At 59.4% G+C, this 18,598-nt stretch carries 15 protein-coding genes; 10 read left to right on the top strand and 5 right to left on the bottom strand.

Annotation, left to right across the window (positions count from 1 at the left end; all coding sequences use genetic code 11):
- Positions 1-112: 112 nt before the first annotated feature.
- Positions 113-1,798, top strand: a complete 1,686-nt coding sequence (locus tag ACX80D_RS06185; protein WP_459321770.1) for a CAP domain-containing protein — start codon at positions 113-115, stop codon at positions 1,796-1,798.
- Positions 1,799-1,846: 48 nt separating this feature from the next.
- On the opposite strand, the gene ACX80D_RS06180 is transcribed toward ACX80D_RS06185, so the two are convergent.
- Both ACX80D_RS06180 and ACX80D_RS06175 read right to left on the bottom strand, forming a co-directional pair.
- Positions 1,847-2,581: an SRPBCC family protein gene (locus ACX80D_RS06180; RefSeq protein ID WP_459321769.1), complete on the bottom strand. Its 735-nt coding sequence runs from the start codon at positions 2,579-2,581 to the stop codon at positions 1,847-1,849.
- Between the two features lie 51 nt (positions 2,582-2,632).
- A complete protein-coding gene (locus ACX80D_RS06175; RefSeq protein ID WP_459321768.1) occupies positions 2,633-4,360 on the bottom strand; it encodes an FAD-dependent oxidoreductase in 1,728 nt (575 codons plus the stop codon).
- A gap of 310 nt (positions 4,361-4,670) precedes the next feature.
- Here ACX80D_RS06175 and ACX80D_RS06170 point away from each other — a divergent pair, with 310 nt between their 5' ends.
- Complete coding sequence (locus ACX80D_RS06170; RefSeq protein ID WP_459321767.1) at positions 4,671-4,931, top strand: metal-sensitive transcriptional regulator; 261 nt, start codon at positions 4,671-4,673, stop codon at positions 4,929-4,931.
- A gap of 79 nt (positions 4,932-5,010) precedes the next feature.
- The gene (locus ACX80D_RS06165; protein WP_459321766.1) at positions 5,011-5,865 is read left to right on the top strand and encodes an HAD-IIB family hydrolase; all 855 of its coding nucleotides are present in this window, start codon (positions 5,011-5,013) and stop codon (positions 5,863-5,865) included.
- A gap of 294 nt (positions 5,866-6,159) precedes the next feature.
- On the opposite strand, the gene ACX80D_RS06160 is transcribed toward ACX80D_RS06165, so the two are convergent.
- On the bottom strand, positions 6,160-8,448 hold the full coding sequence (locus ACX80D_RS06160) for an MMPL family transporter (RefSeq protein ID WP_459321765.1): 2,289 nt from the start codon (positions 8,446-8,448) through the stop codon (positions 6,160-6,162).
- 108 nt (positions 8,449-8,556) lie between these two features.
- Between ACX80D_RS06160 and ACX80D_RS06155 the strand changes: the two genes are divergently transcribed.
- Positions 8,557-9,141: a MarR family winged helix-turn-helix transcriptional regulator gene (locus ACX80D_RS06155; protein ID WP_459321764.1), complete on the top strand. Its 585-nt coding sequence runs from the start codon at positions 8,557-8,559 to the stop codon at positions 9,139-9,141.
- 92 nt (positions 9,142-9,233) lie between these two features.
- Here the strand turns inward: ACX80D_RS06155 and ACX80D_RS06150 are convergent, their stop codons facing one another.
- A complete protein-coding gene (locus ACX80D_RS06150; RefSeq protein ID WP_459321763.1) occupies positions 9,234-10,271 on the bottom strand; it encodes a LacI family DNA-binding transcriptional regulator in 1,038 nt (345 codons plus the stop codon).
- Positions 10,272-10,453: 182 nt separating this feature from the next.
- Here ACX80D_RS06150 and ACX80D_RS06145 point away from each other — a divergent pair, with 182 nt between their 5' ends.
- Genes ACX80D_RS06145 through ACX80D_RS06120 form a run of 6 tightly spaced genes read left to right on the top strand, consistent with a single transcriptional unit; the run spans position 10,454 to position 16,671 of the window.
- Positions 10,454-11,779, top strand: a complete 1,326-nt coding sequence (locus tag ACX80D_RS06145) for an extracellular solute-binding protein (RefSeq protein WP_459321762.1) — start codon at positions 10,454-10,456, stop codon at positions 11,777-11,779.
- Between the two features lie 53 nt (positions 11,780-11,832).
- Positions 11,833-12,723, top strand: coding sequence for a carbohydrate ABC transporter permease (locus ACX80D_RS06140; protein ID WP_459321848.1), 891 nt, complete (start codon positions 11,833-11,835; stop codon positions 12,721-12,723).
- Between the two features lies 1 nt (position 12,724).
- Positions 12,725-13,621: a carbohydrate ABC transporter permease gene (locus ACX80D_RS06135; protein ID WP_459321761.1), complete on the top strand. Its 897-nt coding sequence runs from the start codon at positions 12,725-12,727 to the stop codon at positions 13,619-13,621.
- 49 nt (positions 13,622-13,670) lie between these two features.
- Positions 13,671-14,873 carry a Gfo/Idh/MocA family protein gene (locus tag ACX80D_RS06130; RefSeq protein ID WP_459321760.1) on the top strand — a complete coding sequence of 401 codons (1,203 nt, stop codon included), beginning with the start codon at positions 13,671-13,673 and terminating at the stop codon, positions 14,871-14,873.
- Positions 14,870-15,565 (top strand): ThuA domain-containing protein, encoded by a 696-nt coding sequence (locus ACX80D_RS06125; RefSeq protein WP_459321759.1) that lies wholly within the window; start codon positions 14,870-14,872, stop codon positions 15,563-15,565. The genes ACX80D_RS06130 and ACX80D_RS06125 overlap by 4 nt, the downstream gene beginning before the upstream one ends.
- On the top strand, positions 15,550-16,671 hold the full coding sequence (locus ACX80D_RS06120; RefSeq protein ID WP_459321758.1) for a Gfo/Idh/MocA family protein: 1,122 nt from the start codon (positions 15,550-15,552) through the stop codon (positions 16,669-16,671). Before ACX80D_RS06125 ends, ACX80D_RS06120 begins: the two co-directional genes overlap by 16 nt.
- 562 nt (positions 16,672-17,233) lie before the next feature.
- Here ACX80D_RS06120 and ACX80D_RS06115 read toward each other — a convergent pair.
- Positions 17,234-18,550, bottom strand: coding sequence for a D-arabinono-1,4-lactone oxidase (locus ACX80D_RS06115; RefSeq protein ID WP_459321757.1), 1,317 nt, complete (start codon positions 18,548-18,550; stop codon positions 17,234-17,236).
- Positions 18,551-18,598: the final 48 nt, after the last annotated feature.

Genomic DNA, 18,598 nt, shown 5'->3' with positions numbered 1-18,598 from the left:
AGTCCACGCTCACACACGCACCGCCTGCATGCAACTTACTGCGCGACTCTGACGGTCCAGATCACGTACGCCACGCCGCTATTGACAGCGCGGCTATCATGAAAAAGCATCATTGTCTCAAAGATGCCTCGATCCATCGCCGTCCCTGGGGGGATACACCATCCGAAATATTGCTTCCCTGTTGTGCGCCATTGCGGCATCGGCCGTCCTCGCGACCTCGGGCCTCTCACCTGCCTTGGCGCAATCCCCGCCGGCACCCACAAGTCCATCATCTGCCGCTTCCGCCGCACCCTTTGCTGTCCCAAGTACGACGTCGTATCCCTCACCGGCCGCCTCTGCCGCCACCACCGGCGCCAAACCGAGCCCGGCCGGGGTGAATCCTACTGATGGAACGCCTCAGCCCGATGGAACGCCTCAGCCTGGCGAAACAGCGGCGGCCGTTGCCTCCTCCTCACCCATCATGACGGCAGACCCTGCCTCAACCACACCCTCCAAAACCCCTGTCGCTCGGGCACTGGCAGGCATCTATGTCCCGAATGCCAAAGACGTTTTTGTCGCGAAGGTTCTGGCTAGGGCCAACACGTTTCGGGCGCAAAACGGTGCAGCCCCGCTGATCCTGAATACGTCCATTAGCGCTGGGTCGCAGGAGTGGGTTCTGAAGCTCAATGGCCAGATCAACGCTGACAAGCTGGATATGGCCAAGTTGCATCGTCCGGATTACGGCACCTCCATCCTCCCTGCCGGCTTTGACACGTATTCGGAAATTATCGGTATCAACAACACGGCAGAACAGATCGTCGACTGGTGGATGAACTCCCCCGGCCACCGTGCTGCGCTGATGGATAAGCGATTCACTGACTTTGGACTGGGGTACGTCAAGACCAGCAAGGCCGGCTGGAGCGGCATGACAGTGGTCGCCGGAAACTTGGCGAGATACCCGGCGAGTACGCCGACGCCGACGCCTGGTCCAAGTAAACCGGCCTCTCCCGCACCGACCCCCGCTCCCAAACCCACACCGGCGCCGACCAAACCAGCCCCGGCCACGCCGGCGCCAAGTGCTGGCCCGGCCTTTGCAGCAGGGGATATCGCTGCTGTGAACTCCGTCGGCAACTTGTATGCCTACCCCTCTGCCAAGGGCGGTGACTTGTGGAAGAGCAAGTTCATCTCCGCAGGCTGGGCCGGAGTTCAGCAACTAACGGTGGTGGACTACAACAACGACTCCCGCCAGGACGTAGTAGCAGTATGGGCCGACGGCCGACTCACCGTCAGCTTCGGCCAAAGCAACGGTACTTTGAAAGCTGCACAAAAGATCGGCTCAGGGTGGGCCTCCTTCGACGTTGTCATCACGAAGTGGAAATCGGGTTCGGTGTTCCCCTCCATCGTGGCGAAAAACCGCACCTCGGGAGCGCTCTTTCTCTACCCTAATCTGGATGGCACTCGGTTCGGAGCACGCCAGCAGATTGGTATCGGGTGGGGATCTTTGACCATCCTTGCCGCCGACTTTGACGGTGATCGGAAACAGGATCTGCTGGCCCGCACCAAGGCCGGAAAGTTGCTGCTCTACCGCGGCAATGGCGCCGGCGGATTCATCAGTGAAACCCGCCGGGTGGTGGGGACCGGATGGGGCTCCATGGCCCATCTCTCCGGCATCGCCGGACACACAAGCGCCGGCAGCTACGGCGTGTTAGCTCGATCCAACACCGGCAACCTCTTGTACTACCCGATTCTGCGCAACTCTTGGGGTTCTAAGGCTCAGATTGGAACAGGCGGCTGGTCGGCCCTGAAGCTGGGCAGCTAGTGCTCTTCGGCGTCATCGAAAGCGATGTTGGGCGCCGGCACCAAAGTCCTAGCTGTATAGCCCGTTCAACCATGCACCCCAGGCAGAGCCAGCCGCTTCAGCGTCCGCGCCCGCTGCACTCTCTGCACCGTCACCAAAGAGGTGGATCGTCATGCCCACCACGGAACCAAAGGCGTTGCGCCCAAAGAACCTGATCATGGCGTCCTCGGTACGCAAACCCACGAAGTTCTCATCGAGGTAATCCACCACGGCATCAACGGTCCCCACCCCCGCAATGGCGAGCGAAAGATGTCCCCCAGCTCCGGCGTCGTGAATCCCCAGCGCACCCTTAACGGCGTCAAAAGCGTCAGAGGCAGAGGACGCCGCGGGGCCTTGCACATCCGCAAACGCCGCTTGGCGACCAGCAAAATACTGCACATACTGGCCCAGGGTGTGCAGGTAGAAGGCGGTGTGCTTCGCGGCGGCAGCGTATTGAGTGTCCCAATTCTCGAAGAAAACGCCGCGGTGGACATACCGCAGCCAAGCGCGGCCATCCGGCATCTCGGAGATATTAAACTCGAGCTGATTGAAGAAACCGTCCTCGCCATCCATGCGGTTGGCGTAGTGGTGCGGCGGGTCCCACACAGTGACGGTGCTTCCGAACGGCCCTGCGCCACCGAGCTTAGGCTCAATTTCCATGGGCCACATCCACCCGGACGTGCCACCATGAGCGGCCTCAAATACCTGCTCCGGCGTTCCCTCAATCTCAGTCTCGTGCACAATCGTGAACTCTTTGCTCGTCATGACTCAAGTCTCACACGGAGAATTTGCTTTGCCCAGATCAGCTTTTCGGCGCTAGCCAGCCACGTCGACGCTAGCGGTTTCCCGAGGGGTGCCCGTTTCGAAGGCCATGGTGCCCATCGAAATCTGGGCCCGCATGCCCCGGTGCCAGGTGAGGAATCCGCCGTCGAGGTTGCTGACGGTGAAGCCCACATGCGCAAGAATCCGGGCCGCTGTGTTGCCGCGCTGACCCACAGCACAGTGGACCACCAAAGGCCCGGTCGGCAATTCGCCGTAGCGTTCACGCAGCTCCTCCACCGGCATATTCACTGCTCCCGCGATGGCCCCTGCGGCAAATTCACTGGCTGTGCGCACGTCCACAATATGGGCCCCGGCAGCCACGGCGTCAGCGAGTTCATGCCATTGCACCGTGCTCACAACGCCCGCAGCCAGATTATCGGCGATCATCCCGAGCATGTTCACAGGATCCTTTGCCGAGCCAAATTGCGGCGCGTAGGCCAACTCCAGATCAGCGAGTTCGCTGGCGCTCAGGCCTGCGCGCATGGCTGTTGCAATGACGTCGATGCGCTTATCTACGCCGTCTCCACCCACGCCCTGCACGCCAAGAATGGCATCGGTGACCGGATCAACCAGCAGTTTCAGGGACATTTGTGTGGCGCCCGGGTAGTAGCCGGCATGGTTGGCAGGGTGCGTATGAATCGCGCGGTACGCCCGCCCGGCAGCTCGCAGACGCTTCTCATTCCAACCGCTCATGGCTGCCGTCAGACCAAAGACACCGACGACGGCGGTGCCTAGGACCGCGGCCGATTGCACAGGCCTGCCCGTAATGACGTCCGCGACGAGACGCCCGTGCCGGTTCGCTGTTTGTGCCAGAGGCACCAGCGTAGGTTCACCGGAAACGGCGTCGCGCTTTTGGGCCGCATCACCTACCGCATAAATGGACGGGTCGCTGGTGCGCTGGGAATCATCCACCACCACTCCCCCCTGAGCACCCACCACCAAACCAGCTTGTTTCGCCAGCCAACTTTCCGGACGCACGCCCACAGCGGTCACCACCAAATCCGCTGCGATCCGCGTTCCATCGCTGAGGAGGATGTCGTACTTCTCCACGGTGGCGGTGTGCGCATTGGTGAGAACCTTCACGCCATTGGCCGCCAAGCGATCCATCACGGGTATGACCATTTCAGGATCCAACGGGGACAGAATCTGCGGGCCGGACTGCAGCACGGTCACTTCCACACCGCGAACGGCAAGATTTTCGGCCAGTTCCAGACCGATGAAACCGCCGCCCAAAATCGCGGCATGCAGGGGCACACTGGACCCGGTTTCCATGGCCGTCAGTTCAGCCATGATGGCGTCTACATCGGCCACGTCGCGCAAACTATGGGCACGCTCAATACCGGGAATTTCTGGCCGGCTGGGCTTCGCTCCGGTAGATAACACGAGGGCATCGTAGGCCTGCTCGAAGTTCTCACCCGTGGCAAGGTCGCGGACCGTGACGGTCTTCTGGGCTGCGTTAACGGCAGTAACCTCATGGCGCGTGTGCACATCAATGTTGAAACGCGATTTCAGTGACAGTGGGCTTTGCAGCAGCAGAGACTCGCGCTCGGCAATGACTCCCCCTACGTGATAGGGCAGTCCGCAGTTGGCGAAGGAAACATGCTCGCCGCGTTCAAAGACAGTGATGATGGCGTGTTCATCGTTTCGTCGCAGGCGTGTGGCGGCAGACATTCCACCGGCAACACCACCGACGATGACGACGCACAATTGATTCGAGGTCACAGTGTTTTACTTTCCGCCGAAGATCTTGGAGAACCAACCGGCATTTTGTTTCGCTTCCTTAGGGGCCTTCGGCGCATTCAGGTCGCAGGAGCAGCGTTCCGCCTTAGGAATGTGGCGCATAACGTCATCCACATGATTACCACAGCCCGCCCAAGTGGTCTTGTTACAGGAACGGCATTTCACGGCACGGCACATCGTTTGTCTCCTCTTCGAGGATACCCCCATGGGTATCTGATGTTTCCAGAGTACATACCCCTAGGGGTATGCTGTCAAGACGACATCAGCTGCCACTAGAGCCACGAGGAGCATCATGCAATTATCTGAGGAAGCTTCAAAACCGATCATCAACCGGCTTCGTCGAGCCAACGGACAATTGGCCGGCATCATTCGCATGCTTGAGGAGGGCCGCGATTGCGAGGACATCGTCATGCAGATGGCCGCGGTCGGCAAGGCTCTTGACCGTGCTGGCTTTGGTTTAGTGGCAGGCACCTTGAAGGAGTGCCTGGCATCAGGCCAAAGCGAGGAACTGGATAGTGGAAAGCTGGAGAAACTGTTCCTATCTCTGGCGTAGGGGTTCAAGGCCCCTGGCCCGGCGCTCAGCGCAACACCCCGTCACCCTCAGACCATCTGGCCCTGTAGACTCCGTGACCATGAACGCCAAACCTCTCGCTACTGCACACACCACACGCGCTATTTTCCTTGACGTTGATGGCACCTACGCCGATTTTGGCGTTGTCCCCGATGGTCACGTGAAGGCTGTCCAGCAGGCTCGAGCCGCAGGTCACAAGGTCTTCATCTGCACCGGACGCCCGCTTCCCATGCTGCCCGAGAGTATCTTGGGCGCCGGTTTTGACGGCGTGGTGGCGAGTGCCGGCGCATACGTCCAAGTAGGCGACGAGGTGCTCATCAACGCCACCTTCCCGGAAGATTTAGCCACCCGCGCCTTGGATGTTCTTGACACCCACGACGCCGTGTACATTCTCGAGGCTCAAGAATCCATTCAGGTGCCTGCAGCAGCCGAAGCCCGGCTTCGCGCCCATATTGCGGCGCACTTCGCGAGCGCCCCGGTAGATCAACCCACGGCATCCTCATCCATCATCGGCTCACTCACCAGCTTCACGGATCGCAGCAATCTGAACTTTGCGAAAATCTCCGTGTTCGAGTCTCCCGTCCTTATGGCTGATTTGATCGCCGAGATCGGCCCGGAAATCGACGTAGTAGCCAACTCCATCGCCACTGAAGGCCCGCACGCTGGCGAACTTTTCCAGCGCGGCATCTCCAAGGCCGACGGCGTTGCTGCCGTCATTGCCCACTTCGACATCCCCAAATCAGCCTCAATTGCCTTTGGTGATGGTCAAAACGACCTAGAAATGCTGGCGTTCGCTGGCATCGGTGTGGCCATTGAAGGCTCCGCCCCTGAACTACTCACCGTCGCCGACCGCACAGCCCCGCGGCCCAGCGAACTGGGCATCGCCACCGCATTTGCAGAGCTCGGTCTGATCTAAACACGCACAACCGCACCCGAGCGCCGTCGGACGCTATGGAGACTTTATTTATACGCAAACCCAGGGGACGGCGGCTGCGGCACAGTCACAGCACCGCAACCACGCCGGGTGTGGTTGCGTATAAACAAAGTCGAGTCTGACAAAACTTTGCTTATACGCGTCCCTAAGGCACCGCAGCTGCGACACAGTCACGAAACCACATAAAAGATGGACAGCCCCCGGCGATCAATCCAGGGGCTGTCCATCTTTTGTACTTCGGTCACTATCCAACCAGGCAGCAACTAACCAGCGAGGCTACTTCCCAAGCTGCAACGCCGCGTCTTGCTCCGCAGCCTTGGCAGCAGCCCGGTCTTCGGCGAGGTTCGAAGCAGCCTCGGCCTTGGCTACCTCTTCATCGCTCATGCGCCCCAGCTTGGAGGGCCACCAGATCTTCTTGCCAATATCGTAGGTGAGTGCAGGCACTAGGAGCGAACGGACCACGAAGGTATCCAGAACCACACCGAAGGCCACAATAAAGGCGATCTGGGCCAGGAACAGGATGGGGATCACGGCTAGTGCCGAGAACGTGGCCGCAAGTACCAAGCCGGCGGAGGTAATAACGCCACCAGTAATAACCAGCCCACGAATGATCCCGTCACGGGTGCCGTGTTTGAGGGATTCCTCCCGGACACGAGTCATCAAGAAGATGTTGTAGTCAATACCCAGAGCCACTAGGAAGATAAATCCAAAGAGTGGCACCGCGGGATCAGCACCTGGGAACTTGAAGATGCCATTGAAGACCAGCGCAGCAACGCCCAGCGCCGTACCAAAGGACAATACCGTGGTCAGAATCAAGATGACTGGAGCGAGCACGGAACGAAGCAGCAGCATCAGGATGAGCAAGATGACCGCCAGGACAACGGGGATGATCAAGTTGCGATCATGAATGGAGGCAACGTTGGTGTCAATGGCTGTGGCAGTAACGCCACCCACCAGAGCATCCGGTACAGCCGTATCGAGGGCCTCCCGCAAATTCAGAACTACATCTGCCGCAGCATCGGAATCGGCAGCTGCGGTCAGTGTTCCTTGCAGCATGATCTTGCCGTCAACCACAGTGGGCACAGGGGCAGGTGTACCGGGAGGGCCAAAGGCAGTGATGCCGCTAGCAGTGACCGTAGCTGAACCACTGGGAGAGTCGGCAGCAATAACGGTGACACCGTCAACTCCGTCCAGACCCAGCAGCACATCAGCGGTCTTCTGCAGTTCGGCTTGCGGAACAACTACCTGTGCAGGGCTACCGGTACCGCCAGGGAAATGCTGACCCAAAACAGCTTGACCATCGCGAGCCTCGGAGGCACCGAGCACCAGGTCAGACTGCGGGACACCGCTGGCGTTGAGCTGTGTGGCGCCCATGGCTCCCACGAGCAGGATCAGTGTGGTGACAACCCAGATGATCCGGGGGCGGCGCTTGATAACGCGGGCCAGTTTAACCCACAGACCCTTGGAGGGTTGGCCGTGCTCGGCAGCAACAACTTCCGGCTCGTACTTGGGACGGCGAGGCCAGAAGGCGGAGCGGCCAAAGGCAAAGAGCAATGCCGGCAAGAGGGTTAGCGCCGAGAGCATGGCGAAGACAATGCCAATAGCGGCAACGGGCCCTAGGGTGCTGTTGGACTTCAGGTCACTGAGCAGCAAGCACAGAAGCCCGGCAATCACCGTGCCGCCGGAAGCGGCAATGGGTTCAATGGAGCGCTTGACGGCAGCCACGGTGGCAACCCATTTATCGCGAGTGGTGCGCAGTTCTTCACGGTAGCGGGCAACGTAGAGCAGCGAATAGTCCGTTGCCGCACCAATCACCAAAATAAACAGAATCCCCTGAGTTTGCCCGCTCAAGGTGAACACTTCGGCCTTAGCGAGCCACCAGACACTCAATAGCGCCACGCACAACGCGAACAGACTGGTGGCCAACACTGCCACCGGCAGGAGCACAGATCGGTAAACAAGAATCAGGATCACCAGCACGGCCAGCAGTGCCACACCGAGCAGAATGCCATCGATACCGGCAAAACCGTTGGACAGATCCGCGGTGAATCCGGCAGGTCCGGTGACGTGAACGCTGACGCCGTCGGGCGCAGTGGCCCGCAATGTGTCACCAACCTCAGAGACCACATCAGCTATCTCGGAGTCACCTTCGATGGGCACGAACGCCTGCAGCGCAATGCCGTCAGCCGAGGGAATTGCCGGGGAAATATCCGCGGAAACCCCTTCAATCTCTACCAGGGACTCAACGTCCGCCGAAATGCCCTGAATTTGGTCCTCAGTGAGCTTTTCCGTCCCAGAAAAGACCACAATCGCAGGAATCTCGTCCGAATCGCGGAAGTCCGTGAGGATTTTCTGGACCTGGGTGGCATCCGAGGAGGTGGGCAAAAATGCTGTGGGGTCATTGGAGGAGACTTCACCAATGCGGCCAAAGTACGGCCCGCCCACGGCAGCTCCTGCGAGCCAAACAATGATCAGCAGCGAAGGCAGAAGAATCCGTAGCCATCTAGCTACGGACCGTGGCGGCTTGTGCGCGCCTCTTGTTGCTGTCTTGTGTCCTGAACTCATGTCCGTATTCTCCATGATCGTGCCATAATTTCATCTAGCCTAGCTAGCAAATATCCTAACATGTAAAAAGCCGAGCCGGATATATCCGTAGCAGGATAGAATCTTTCTATGGAAAGTACCGAGGCAGCAAAAAAACTGTTGCCACCGAGCATCTACGACGTCGACTCCAGCGACCCTGCAAGCAGGCTCGTGGACCGCTCCACCATGGACCCCGCAGAGGTACGTCACGTAGGAGCTGTCATGGCAGCACTGGGACGGTTACGTGAAGCCGAACAACAACTTTCCGATGCATCGTTGAAGTACATGAAGTTGAATCAGACGGACATGCGAGCCCTGCACTACCTCATTGTTTCAAGCAACACCGGGACCATAGCAACCCCCGGAGCCATTGCCGCACACTTGAAAATTTCCACGGCGTCCACCACCAAATTGTTGGACCGCTTGGAACGCGCGGGGCACATCACCCGGGCACCGCACCCCAGTGACCGCCGAGCCTTGGCCATTGCTATTACCACCAAAACGCACGAAGCCGCCATGGACACCGTAGGCCGTCAGCAGTCAAAACGCTTTTACTCGGCCGCGCGACTCACCTCCGAAGAGCGCGAGGTAGTGATCCGTTTCCTTGATGACATGACGGAGCAGATTTCCATCACGGACCAAGCTTGGGCACAGCCGGGCGCCACCGCGGACTAGCAAGTGCGTGCCGCCTAGGCCTAATCGAACTCAGATCGAGTGCACCCTAGCTCCAGCTCAAGCACCATCACCAGCTCCAGCGAAGAACAGATTTAGGCCTTCGGCGCTGCGGTGGAATCGCGCACCACCAGTTGAGTGGCAAGTTCCACGTGCGCGGAATCAAGGGTTTCGCCATTGGCCAGCCGCAGCACCGAACGTAGAGCTGCCCGTCCCATCTCCTTCAGTGGCTGCGCCACCGAGGTAAGTCGGGGCAAGGTCTGTTCAGTAAGGCTGGTGCCGTCAAAGCCCACCAAACTGAGGTCTTCGGGAACCCTAAGCCCCTGCCTACGCGCCTCCTCGAGGACTCCCAGTGCCGTGGAATCACTGCCGGCAAAGATGGCCGTGGGCGGCTCGGGCAACGCCAGCAACTCCCGTGTGCCAATCACTCCGAAGTCGAGTGAGAACCCGCCACTGGTCATATATTCTGCCCGGGCGGGGATCCCCTTACCCATCAGCGCTGCCAAGTATCCGTGTTGGCGGGCAATGCTGCACTCAGCCGTTGCCGGTCCGCCGATGTAGGCGATGCGCTTGTGCCCCAGCTCCAGGAGGTGTTCGGTCGCGGCTTTTCCACCAGCCCAATTAGTCGCCCCAACGCTGACAATGCCCGTACGCGGCGGATTCAAAGGGTCAATGACAACAACAGGAATATTGCGGCGGCTAAAGGATTCCAGATATTTGGCCGTGATCTCGGAGGTCACCAATATCAGGCCCTTTCGGCCAGACTCCACCATGCGCTGCGCCCACTCTTCGTGATTGGCGCTGTGCAGTCTGGCTGGGGTGACGTGGCCCAGCACAATTTCCACGCCTTCGCCGGCGGCATAGTCAAGGATTCCACTGAGAACTTCCAGCGGGTAGTACGTGGTGATGCCGTCAATGACAAGGTCCACCATGGCCGGTCCGGTCGACCGCGCTCGGCGTTGCATGGGAGATTCATAACCCAATTTATCCAACACAGCTTGAACCCGGGCGCGCGTTTCTGCAGCAACGTCATCGCGGCCGTTAATCACCTTGGAGACGGTGGGCGCGGAGACTCCGGCCATTGCGGCCACAGTGGCCAACACGGGCTTACTCTTCTGCGTATTCGCAGCCATGAACGCACCTTATTTCCGAAATATTTTTCTCCTCGAAGTGTGCATCAACAAAAGGTTTCCGTCAAATTATTACCGCCACCTCTTGACGTGTGAGGTGAAGCACAGCTAGATTCGTCACGCATACAGAATTAGTTGCGAAATGTTTCGAACCGGCCAAAGTGGCCCTTTTCAATGGAGACAAGATGAAACACCAGCCCACATCCCGTCGCTCGTTCCTTTCTCTAGCCGCCTTGGTCCCCTTGGCCGCCGTCGGCATCAGTGCTTGCGGTACTTCCGGCCCCGCCGGATCCAGTGGAGGCGGGGCATCCATGTGGTCCGTCAGCGGCGATCCCAACGAGACCATCCGCCAAACCTCAATCGATGTTTTTGGCAAGGCCAATCCCGACAACACCATCAAGGTGACGTTCTTCCAGAACGACGCTTACAAGACCAAGATCAAGACCGCTATCGGCGCTGGCCAGGCCCCCACACTCATTTACGGATGGGGCGGCGGAATCTTGAAGTCCTACGCTGAAGCCTCCCAGGTGGAAGATTTGACTAGCTGGTTTGAAGAGAACCCGGACGTCAAGGAGCGCCTGTTTGCAGCCGCCTTTGGTGCTGCCACCGTTGACGGAAAGATTTACGGCATTCCCGCCACCACCGTCCAGCCCATCATCTTCTACTACAACAAGGAACTGTTCGAAAAGGCCGGCGCTCAGCCGCCCAAGACTTGGTCAGATCTCATGTCCTTGGTCAAGACGTTCAATGACATGGGCGTCGCTCCCCTATCACTGGGTGGACAGTCCCGCTGGACCTCCATGATGTGGCTCGAGTACATGTTTGATCGCGTGGGCGGCCCGGAAGTCTTCACCGATATCTTCAACAACAAGGCTGACGCTTGGTCACACCCGGCGGCCATTGAAGCCCTGACCAAGATCCAAGAACTCGTCGCAGCAGATGGTTTCATCAAGGGCTTCTCCTCCATCACAGCCGACAGCAACGCCGATCAAGCACTCTTGTTCACCGGAAAAGCTGCCATGATGCTCCATGGTGGCTGGACCTACGGTGGCATGAAGAACGACGGCGCCGGGTTCGTTCAGGACGGCAAATTGGGTTGGGTGGATTTCCCCACTGTTGAAGGCGGCAAGGGCGATCCTAAAAATGCCGTGGGAAACCCGGCCAATTACCTCTCCATCTCTGCTAAGGCAAGTGATGAAGAGAAGGAAACCGCCAAAAAGTTCTTCACTGAGGGGCTGCTGGCTGACGCTGAAATCGACGCCTACATTGCCTCGGGTAGCGTTCCCGTGGTGAACGGCATTGAAGACCGATTCTCCAGCAGCGAGGACAAGGACTTCCTGACGTACGTATACAACCTCAGCAAGGACGCCCCTAGCTTCCAGCAGTCATGGGATCAGGCGTTGAGCCCGGTGGCCTCCGAAGCACTGCTGAATAATATTGATCAGTTGTTCGTGAAGTCCATTACTCCGGAGAAGTTCGCTAGCAACATGAACGCGACTATCGGCAAATGAGCGCCGGACAGCTAACGGCCAAGGCTGCGTCCTCTCCGTTACCCAAGAAAAAAATGAGCCAAGAAGTATCTAAAGGGAAAACTGGCTCGCTCAACTGGCTTGCCGTTCCGGCGCTGATCTTCTTCATCGCCTTCGCCATCATCCCGCTTGCAGGTGTCCTGATCCTCAGCTTCACCAACTGGGACGGCATCGGCGCCATCACCCTGGCCGGGATGGGTAACTGGCTGACAGTCTTTGCAGACCCTGGGATGTATCACGCCCTGTGGTTGACGTTTGTGGTCATGATTGTTTCGTGGCTCATTCAGACCCCACTGAGCCTGTTGTTGGGCGTATTCACGGCAGGCAGTCAGAAGTACCGGGCGTTCCTCGCTGTGCTGTACTTCTTGCCGCTGCTCTTGTCCTCGGCAGCCATTGCCATCGCCTACAAGGCCCTCCTGGACCCCAACTTTGGTCTAGCTGCCGGACTCAAGCTGCCCTTCCTCGCGCAGGACTGGCTAGGCGATCCGAAGCTGGCCCTGGGTGTTGTCATCTTCGTTATCGCCTGGCAGTTTGTTCCCTTCCACACGTTGATCTATCAAGGTGGCGTCCGCCAGATTCCGCGCTCAATTTATGAGGCAGCGGAGATTGACGGTGCCGGGAAGGTGAAGCAGTTCTTCTTCATCACCATTCCGCAGTTGAAATACACCATCATCACTTCCTCCACGCTGATGACAGTGGGTGCGTTGACGTACTTCGACTTGATCTTTGTACTGACCGCTGGAGGCCCCGGCAACGCCACCCGCATCCTTCCCTTGGACATGTACCTGACGGGTTTCCGCGCCAACCTCATGGGCCCGGCCAGCGTTGTGGCAGTGATTCTTGTAGTGATTGGACTGCTCATGGCACTGTTCCTGCAGCGTTTGGGCGGCAAGGACCGCGGCGGTAGCCAATTGGAAGGTATGTAACATGACGACAACACTGAAGCCCTTAGGGGCCCGGAAAAATGGCGTTGCGGAGCCTGCCCGCTCCAGTAAGTTCAAGCGCAGCTTCAGCAAACTGAATCTACCGGGCGGCACCGCCGGCTGGCTGTGGCTTGCCGTCACCATCATCCCCATCTATTACATTGTCATCACCAGCCTGAAGACTCAGGCGGGGTATTTCAGTGAGAACCCGTTGGCCCCGCCCGCGGCACCCACACTGGAGAACTACAGGATGGTGATTGAGGCAGATTTCACCCGGTACTTCTTCAACAGCGTCATCATCACCGTTGGTGCGGTCATCCCCACGCTGGCTGTGGCGTTCATGGCCTCCTTCGCCATTGTTCGAGGCAACGGCAAGTTCCTCAAGGGTGTCAACGCCTTGTTCCTGATGGGTCTGGCCATTCCGTTGCAGGCCACCATCATCCCGGTGTACTTGATGATCATCAAGATGAACCTCTACGACAGCTTGCTCGCGATCATCCTGCCCTCCATTGCTTTCGCTATCCCCCTGAGCGTGTTGATCATGTGCAACTTCATCCGCGACGTGCCGAACGAACTGTTCGAGTCCATGCGGCTAGATGGCTGCAGCGAATGGCAGACCATGTGGCGTCTGGCCCTACCGCTGACAAAGCCGGCCATTGTCACGGTCGGCATCTACAACGGGCTCGGTGTCTGGAACGGTTTCCTCTTGCCACTGATCCTGACTCAAAGTCCGGAACTGCGGGTGCTGCCGCTGGGGCTATGGACGTTCCAGGGTGAATTCAGCGTCAACATCCCGGCGGTTCTGGCCTCCGTGGTCCTGAGCACGCTGCCTGTTTTGGTGCTGTACATCATCGGCCGCCGCCAGCTCCTGAGCGGGCTCACTGCCGGCTTCAGCAAGTAAATCAGCCACACCCCACTCACATCACCAACTAGCAGTAAGGATTTCTTCCATGGCTCAGCTCTCTGCCCCCGCACTGCGGGTAGGCATGGCCGGCTACGCGTTCATGGGTGCCGCTCATTCACACGCTTGGCGCTCTGCACACCGCTTCTTCGATCTGCCCCTCATCCCGGAGCTGACGGCCATCGCCGGACGCAACCTCTCCGCCGTCGAACATGCCGCTCAGCGCATGGGGTGGGGTTCGGTGGAAACGGATTGGCGGGCGCTCATTGAGCGTGACGACATTGACCTGATCGATATTTGCACCCCCGGCAACACCCACGCCGAAATTGCCATTGCTGCGTTGCGGGCCGGCAAGCATGTGTTGTGTGAGAAGCCGTTGGCCAACAGCGTCGAAGAGGCGCAGGAGATGACGGCCGTCGCGGAGGAGGCTGCCGCTAAAGGCGTCTTTTCCATGTGCGGGTATTCGTACCGGCGCACGCCAGCGCTGGCTCAGATGAAGCGCATGGTCCAGGACGGCCGGATCGGTACCGTCCGCCACGTTCGCGCCCAGTATTTGCAGGACTGGCTCAGCGATCCCAACGCGCCGCTGACCTGGCGTATGGACAAGGAAAAGTCCGGCTCCGGCGCGCTTGGTGACATTGGCGCGCACAGCATTGATGCCGCCCAGTTTGTGACGGGGAACAACATCAGCGGCGTCTCAGCCATCATGGAAACATTCACCAAGGAACGTCCCATGGGCGGAGAATTGGTGGGCCTAGGTGGACATGGCGACGTCACTGAAGCCACTCCCCGCGGGCCCGTCACCGTTGATGACGCCGCACTTTTCACGGCAAGGTTCGACGGCGGTGCGGTGGGTGTGTTTGAAGCGACCCGTGCCGCTCTGGGCAGGAAGAACGCCAACCGTCTAGAAGTGAACGGCACGCTCGGTTCGCTGGCGTTCGACTTTGAGGACATGAACTTCCTGCAGTTCTACGACGGCACCGATGCCCAAGACGCCCGCGGCTTCCACCGCATCATGGTCACCGAACCCGTCCACCCCTATGTGGGGAATTGGTGGCCCACCGGGCACGGCCTCGGTTACGAGCATGGCTTCACCCACCAAGTGGTGGATCTGGTGACCGCACTGGGCAACAAGACGGCACCCACGCCGTCGTTCCGCGACGCCTTGGGCGTCCAAAAAGTCTTGGCCGCCGTTGAAGACAGCGCCGCCAATAACAGCCAATGGACCACAATCAAAGGAAACAAAGCATGAGCTCCAAAAATGCACTCGTCGTGCGCGGCGGTTGGGACGGGCATCAGCCCGTGGAAACCACCGAGCTCTTCATTCCCTACCTGAAAGATAACGGCTATGACGTCCGTGTGGAGGAAAGCCCGGCTGTGTACGCCGACGCAGACTACATGGCCACCGTGGATCTCATTGTCCAGTGCAACACCATGACCACCATTGAAAAGGCCGAATTTGAGGGCCTCCGCGCCGCCATTGAGGCAGGGACCGGAATGGCCGGTTGGCACGGCGGAATTGCCGATTCCTACCGGAACAACTCCGACTACTTGCACCTCATTGGTGGCCAGTTCGCCTGCCATCCCGGCAAGCATCCCGATGAGTGTGAGGGTGAACAGTCTGATAATTACGTCCCATACACCGTCAATATGACCCCGGCCGCCGCCGCGCACCCCATCACCGAGGGCATCGCTGACTTTGATTTAGTCACCGAACAGTACTGGGTTCTCGCCGACAGCTACATTGACGTCTTGGCCACCACCACCCAAAAGGTGCGTGAATGGGATCCGTGGCACCGCGAGGTCACCTCCCCCGCCATCTGGACCCGGCTCTGGGGCAAGGGCCGCATTTTTGTCGCCACCCCAGGCCACCACGTCGACATTCTTGAAGATCCCAACGTCAAAACCATCGTAGAAAGAGGCATGCTGTGGGCCAGCCGCTAACCACTCCCCTGAACATTGGAATTGTCGGCTGCGGCAATATCATCACCCAATACCTCAAGACCTTCCCCACGCTGGACGCCGTCCGGCTCGTGGCCGTGGCTGACCTGGATGTGGCCCGTGCCGAGGCTGTGGCCGCCGAAAATCCGGGTGTCCGCGCCCTGTCCGTTGCCCAGTTAATGGACGACGCCGAGGTGGACTTGGTCTTGAACCTGACCATTCCTGCCGCGCATGCGCAGATTGCGCTGCAAGCCATTGCTGCTGGCAAGCATGTGTATGGCGAGAAACCCCTGGCTGCCACCACCGCTGAGGGCGCAACTGTTCTTGAAGCTGCTGCTGCCGCAGGAGTGCTGGTGGGTTCCGCTCCGGACACCGTGTTGGGCACGGGGACACAGACGGCCCGCAAAGCTATTGACGATGGCCTGATTGGGCGCCCCATCTCGGCCACAGCCACCATGATGTGCCCGGGCCATGAGCGCTGGCACCCGAACCCGGATTTCTACTATGTTCCCGGCGGAGGGCCGCTGTTGGATATGGGCCCGTACTACGTTTCAGCTCTCGTGACGCTGTTGGGGCCGGTGACCTCAGTGGTCGGCGCCGCCAGCCACACCCGTGCCGAGCGCACTATTGGCAGCGGTCCGCGCGCCGGCGAAACGGTGCCCGTGAGTACTGACACCCACGTCACCGGTATCCTGATCCACGAATCCGGGGCACTATCCACGCTCGTGATGAGCTTTGATGCTGTGGCAACGCGTGCCACCAACATTGAGATTCACGGTGAAACCGGTTCCCTCATGGTGCCGGATCCCAATCACTTTGACGGTGACGTGAAATTGTATGCACTGGGCGGTGACGGGTGGCAAACACTGCCCGTCTCCGGCGGATATGTGGATTCTAGCCGCGGCATTGGCCTGCAGGATCTGGCGCTGACCCCCGCTGGCCACGAGCCACGGGCGGGCGGCAAGTTGGCGTTCCACACATTGGAGGTCATGGAGTCCCTGCTGAAGTCGGCCCACACGGGCCAGGCTGTCACCATCACCAGTAGCTGCGAGCGCCCACCGGCGGTACCCCTGACACAAGCTGCCGTTGAAACTGTTGAGGCGAAGTAGTCCGTCCTGACTCCACAGCCGTCATCTACGCGCACCAATAAAAAGAACTGCTGTACCGGAAACGATCCGGCACAGCAGTTCTTTTTATGTGCTTTAGCGCGTATCCGGTTAGCTCAGTTTGTGTCATCGGATTCAGGAGGTAGACCCCAGCAGACCTGACCGGCGATAGCATGCCGGGTACGCGGGTACGCGGGTACGCAGGAATCGGTTCGTCCCCGGATTCACATCGGGCAGCTTCCTGACGAGGACTTTCAGGGCTGGATTCCCCGCCTGAGAGCCCCGAAGTCGAGTCCCGGACCGCAATTGTCTATGTGACCAGCCTCGAGTGTGCAGTTGATGTACGTTGTAGGGCCCAAAACGTCCAAAAGCGTACCTTAAGTGAACACTCGAGGCGCGCGGAAGTCTCGGCGGCGTCACTGAACCGCAGCTCGGCTGCTGAACCGCCTGAAGCAAGTCCAGCGCACGGATACTTCTAGCCCGCATTTACACATAAACACTCAGCTAACCGGAGCTAAGGGGATACGCACTTGTGCTTTTATGGCGGTGACACCGGTGACAGCAACTACTGGGCGAAGACCACCCGCTGCAAGAACTCGTTCCGGAACTTGCCCTCAGGATCCAGCTGGTGCGCCAGTTTCTTGAAGTCAGCAAAGCGCGGGTAGAGCGGCGCTAGCAAGGAGGCATCGGCGTCGAACACCTTGCCCCAATGCGGGCGGGCAGCAAAGGGGGCCAACGCTTCTTCCACGAGTTTCACCACAGCCTCAACGGCGGCCTGATCACGGAACCAGGTGAAGTGGAATGCCACACTGTCCCGCCCCTGGGCGGTGCTGAGCCAGAGGTCATCGGCAGCAACGGAGCGGATCTCCCCCACCTGCAACAGCGGAGTGATCACGGAGCTGAGGGCGCGGAGGGCTTTGATGGCGGGAACAGCGTGGATGCGATCGATCAGATATTCGGACTGGATCTCCTCGCCCGCACTGGGCATGAAGTCCATTCGGAAATGTGAGAGGCGGTCCTGCCACGGCCCGGCTACACCCAGCTGCTGCGTGCAGTTCACGGCTGAGACTCCCGGCAGCGGATGCACACCGTCAGTAGCTGCGCTCCCGCCCAGCAACTCTGCAGGGTAGTCAGTGCTGCGGCCGTCACCAATCTTTTGCTTGAACCACGCCTGCCCCACCGTCTCCCCGCTCCAGTCCGTGAACAGGCTGACCGAGTACGCCCGGGAGGTGACGGCGTCGTAATCGGCCAGCACCTCATCCCACGCGAGGCCCAGATAGATGTGCTGCGCCACGGTGTACGCGGGCACGATGCTCAGCGTCACTTCGGTTACGATGCCCAGCGCGCCCAGACCCACCACGTACCCGGCAAAATCGTCCGTCTCTGCCCGGCTCACGGTGCGAATCTCCCCGGTGCCGTCCACCAAGCGCAGAGCTACGACATCGGCTGCCAGGTTTGCATTCTCATCTCCGGAACCATGGGTGGCCGTGGCGATGGCACCGGCTACGGAGATATGCGGCAAGGACGCTAGATTCGCCAGCCCGAATCCATGGGCCGCCAGTTCCACAGCCAGAGCACCATAATTACTTCCGCCACCCACGGTGACCGTCATGGCCTCTTCATCGATGCGGATAGGAACAGACAGCTTGTCGAGGCAGATCTGGATCCCGTCACAATCGGCAATGGCGTTGAAGGAATGCCTAGAACCCAGCGCTTGAACCGAGCTGGTCCCTCGCACCAAGGTCTGCACTTGCGCTTCGGACTCCGGATGGTGGATCACCGTGGCACGGTAGTGGTAATTGCCTGCCCAATTGCTTTCTTGGGCGCTGCTTGCCGGGACGGTGTCCTCCGGGACGCTGCGTTGTGTCTGCTGAATAGTCATGCCATGGGTCCTCACTCGAACAAATCCAATTTGCTGTGACTAGCAACA

The organism is Arthrobacter sp. Sr24, from assembly GCF_054511175.1.
The sequence above is the reverse complement of the archived record's forward strand: the minus strand, read 5'-3'. Positions and strand labels throughout refer to the sequence as shown.

Excerpts from the sequence above, each read along its gene's own strand:
- ACX80D_RS06180 (WP_459321769.1), bottom strand. The coding sequence starts at position 2,581 with ATGACGAGCAAAGAGTTCACGATTGTGCACGAGACTGAGATTGAGGGA.
- ACX80D_RS06170 (WP_459321767.1), top strand. The coding sequence starts at position 4,671 with ATGCAATTATCTGAGGAAGCTTCAAAACCGATCATCAACCGGCTTCGT.
- ACX80D_RS06165 (WP_459321766.1), top strand. The coding sequence starts at position 5,011 with ATGAACGCCAAACCTCTCGCTACTGCACACACCACACGCGCTATTTTC.
- ACX80D_RS06160 (WP_459321765.1), bottom strand. The coding sequence starts at position 8,448 with ATGAGTTCAGGACACAAGACAGCAACAAGAGGCGCGCACAAGCCGCCA.
- ACX80D_RS06155 (WP_459321764.1), top strand. The coding sequence starts at position 8,557 with ATGGAAAGTACCGAGGCAGCAAAAAAACTGTTGCCACCGAGCATCTAC.
- ACX80D_RS06150 (WP_459321763.1), bottom strand. The coding sequence starts at position 10,271 with ATGGCTGCGAATACGCAGAAGAGTAAGCCCGTGTTGGCCACTGTGGCC.
- ACX80D_RS06145 (WP_459321762.1), top strand. The coding sequence starts at position 10,454 with ATGAAACACCAGCCCACATCCCGTCGCTCGTTCCTTTCTCTAGCCGCC.
- ACX80D_RS06140 (WP_459321848.1), top strand. The coding sequence starts at position 11,833 with ATGAGCCAAGAAGTATCTAAAGGGAAAACTGGCTCGCTCAACTGGCTT.
- ACX80D_RS06135 (WP_459321761.1), top strand. The coding sequence starts at position 12,725 with ATGACGACAACACTGAAGCCCTTAGGGGCCCGGAAAAATGGCGTTGCG.
- ACX80D_RS06130 (WP_459321760.1), top strand. The coding sequence starts at position 13,671 with ATGGCTCAGCTCTCTGCCCCCGCACTGCGGGTAGGCATGGCCGGCTAC.
- ACX80D_RS06125 (WP_459321759.1), top strand. The coding sequence starts at position 14,870 with ATGAGCTCCAAAAATGCACTCGTCGTGCGCGGCGGTTGGGACGGGCAT.
- ACX80D_RS06115 (WP_459321757.1), bottom strand. The coding sequence starts at position 18,550 with ATGACTATTCAGCAGACACAACGCAGCGTCCCGGAGGACACCGTCCCG.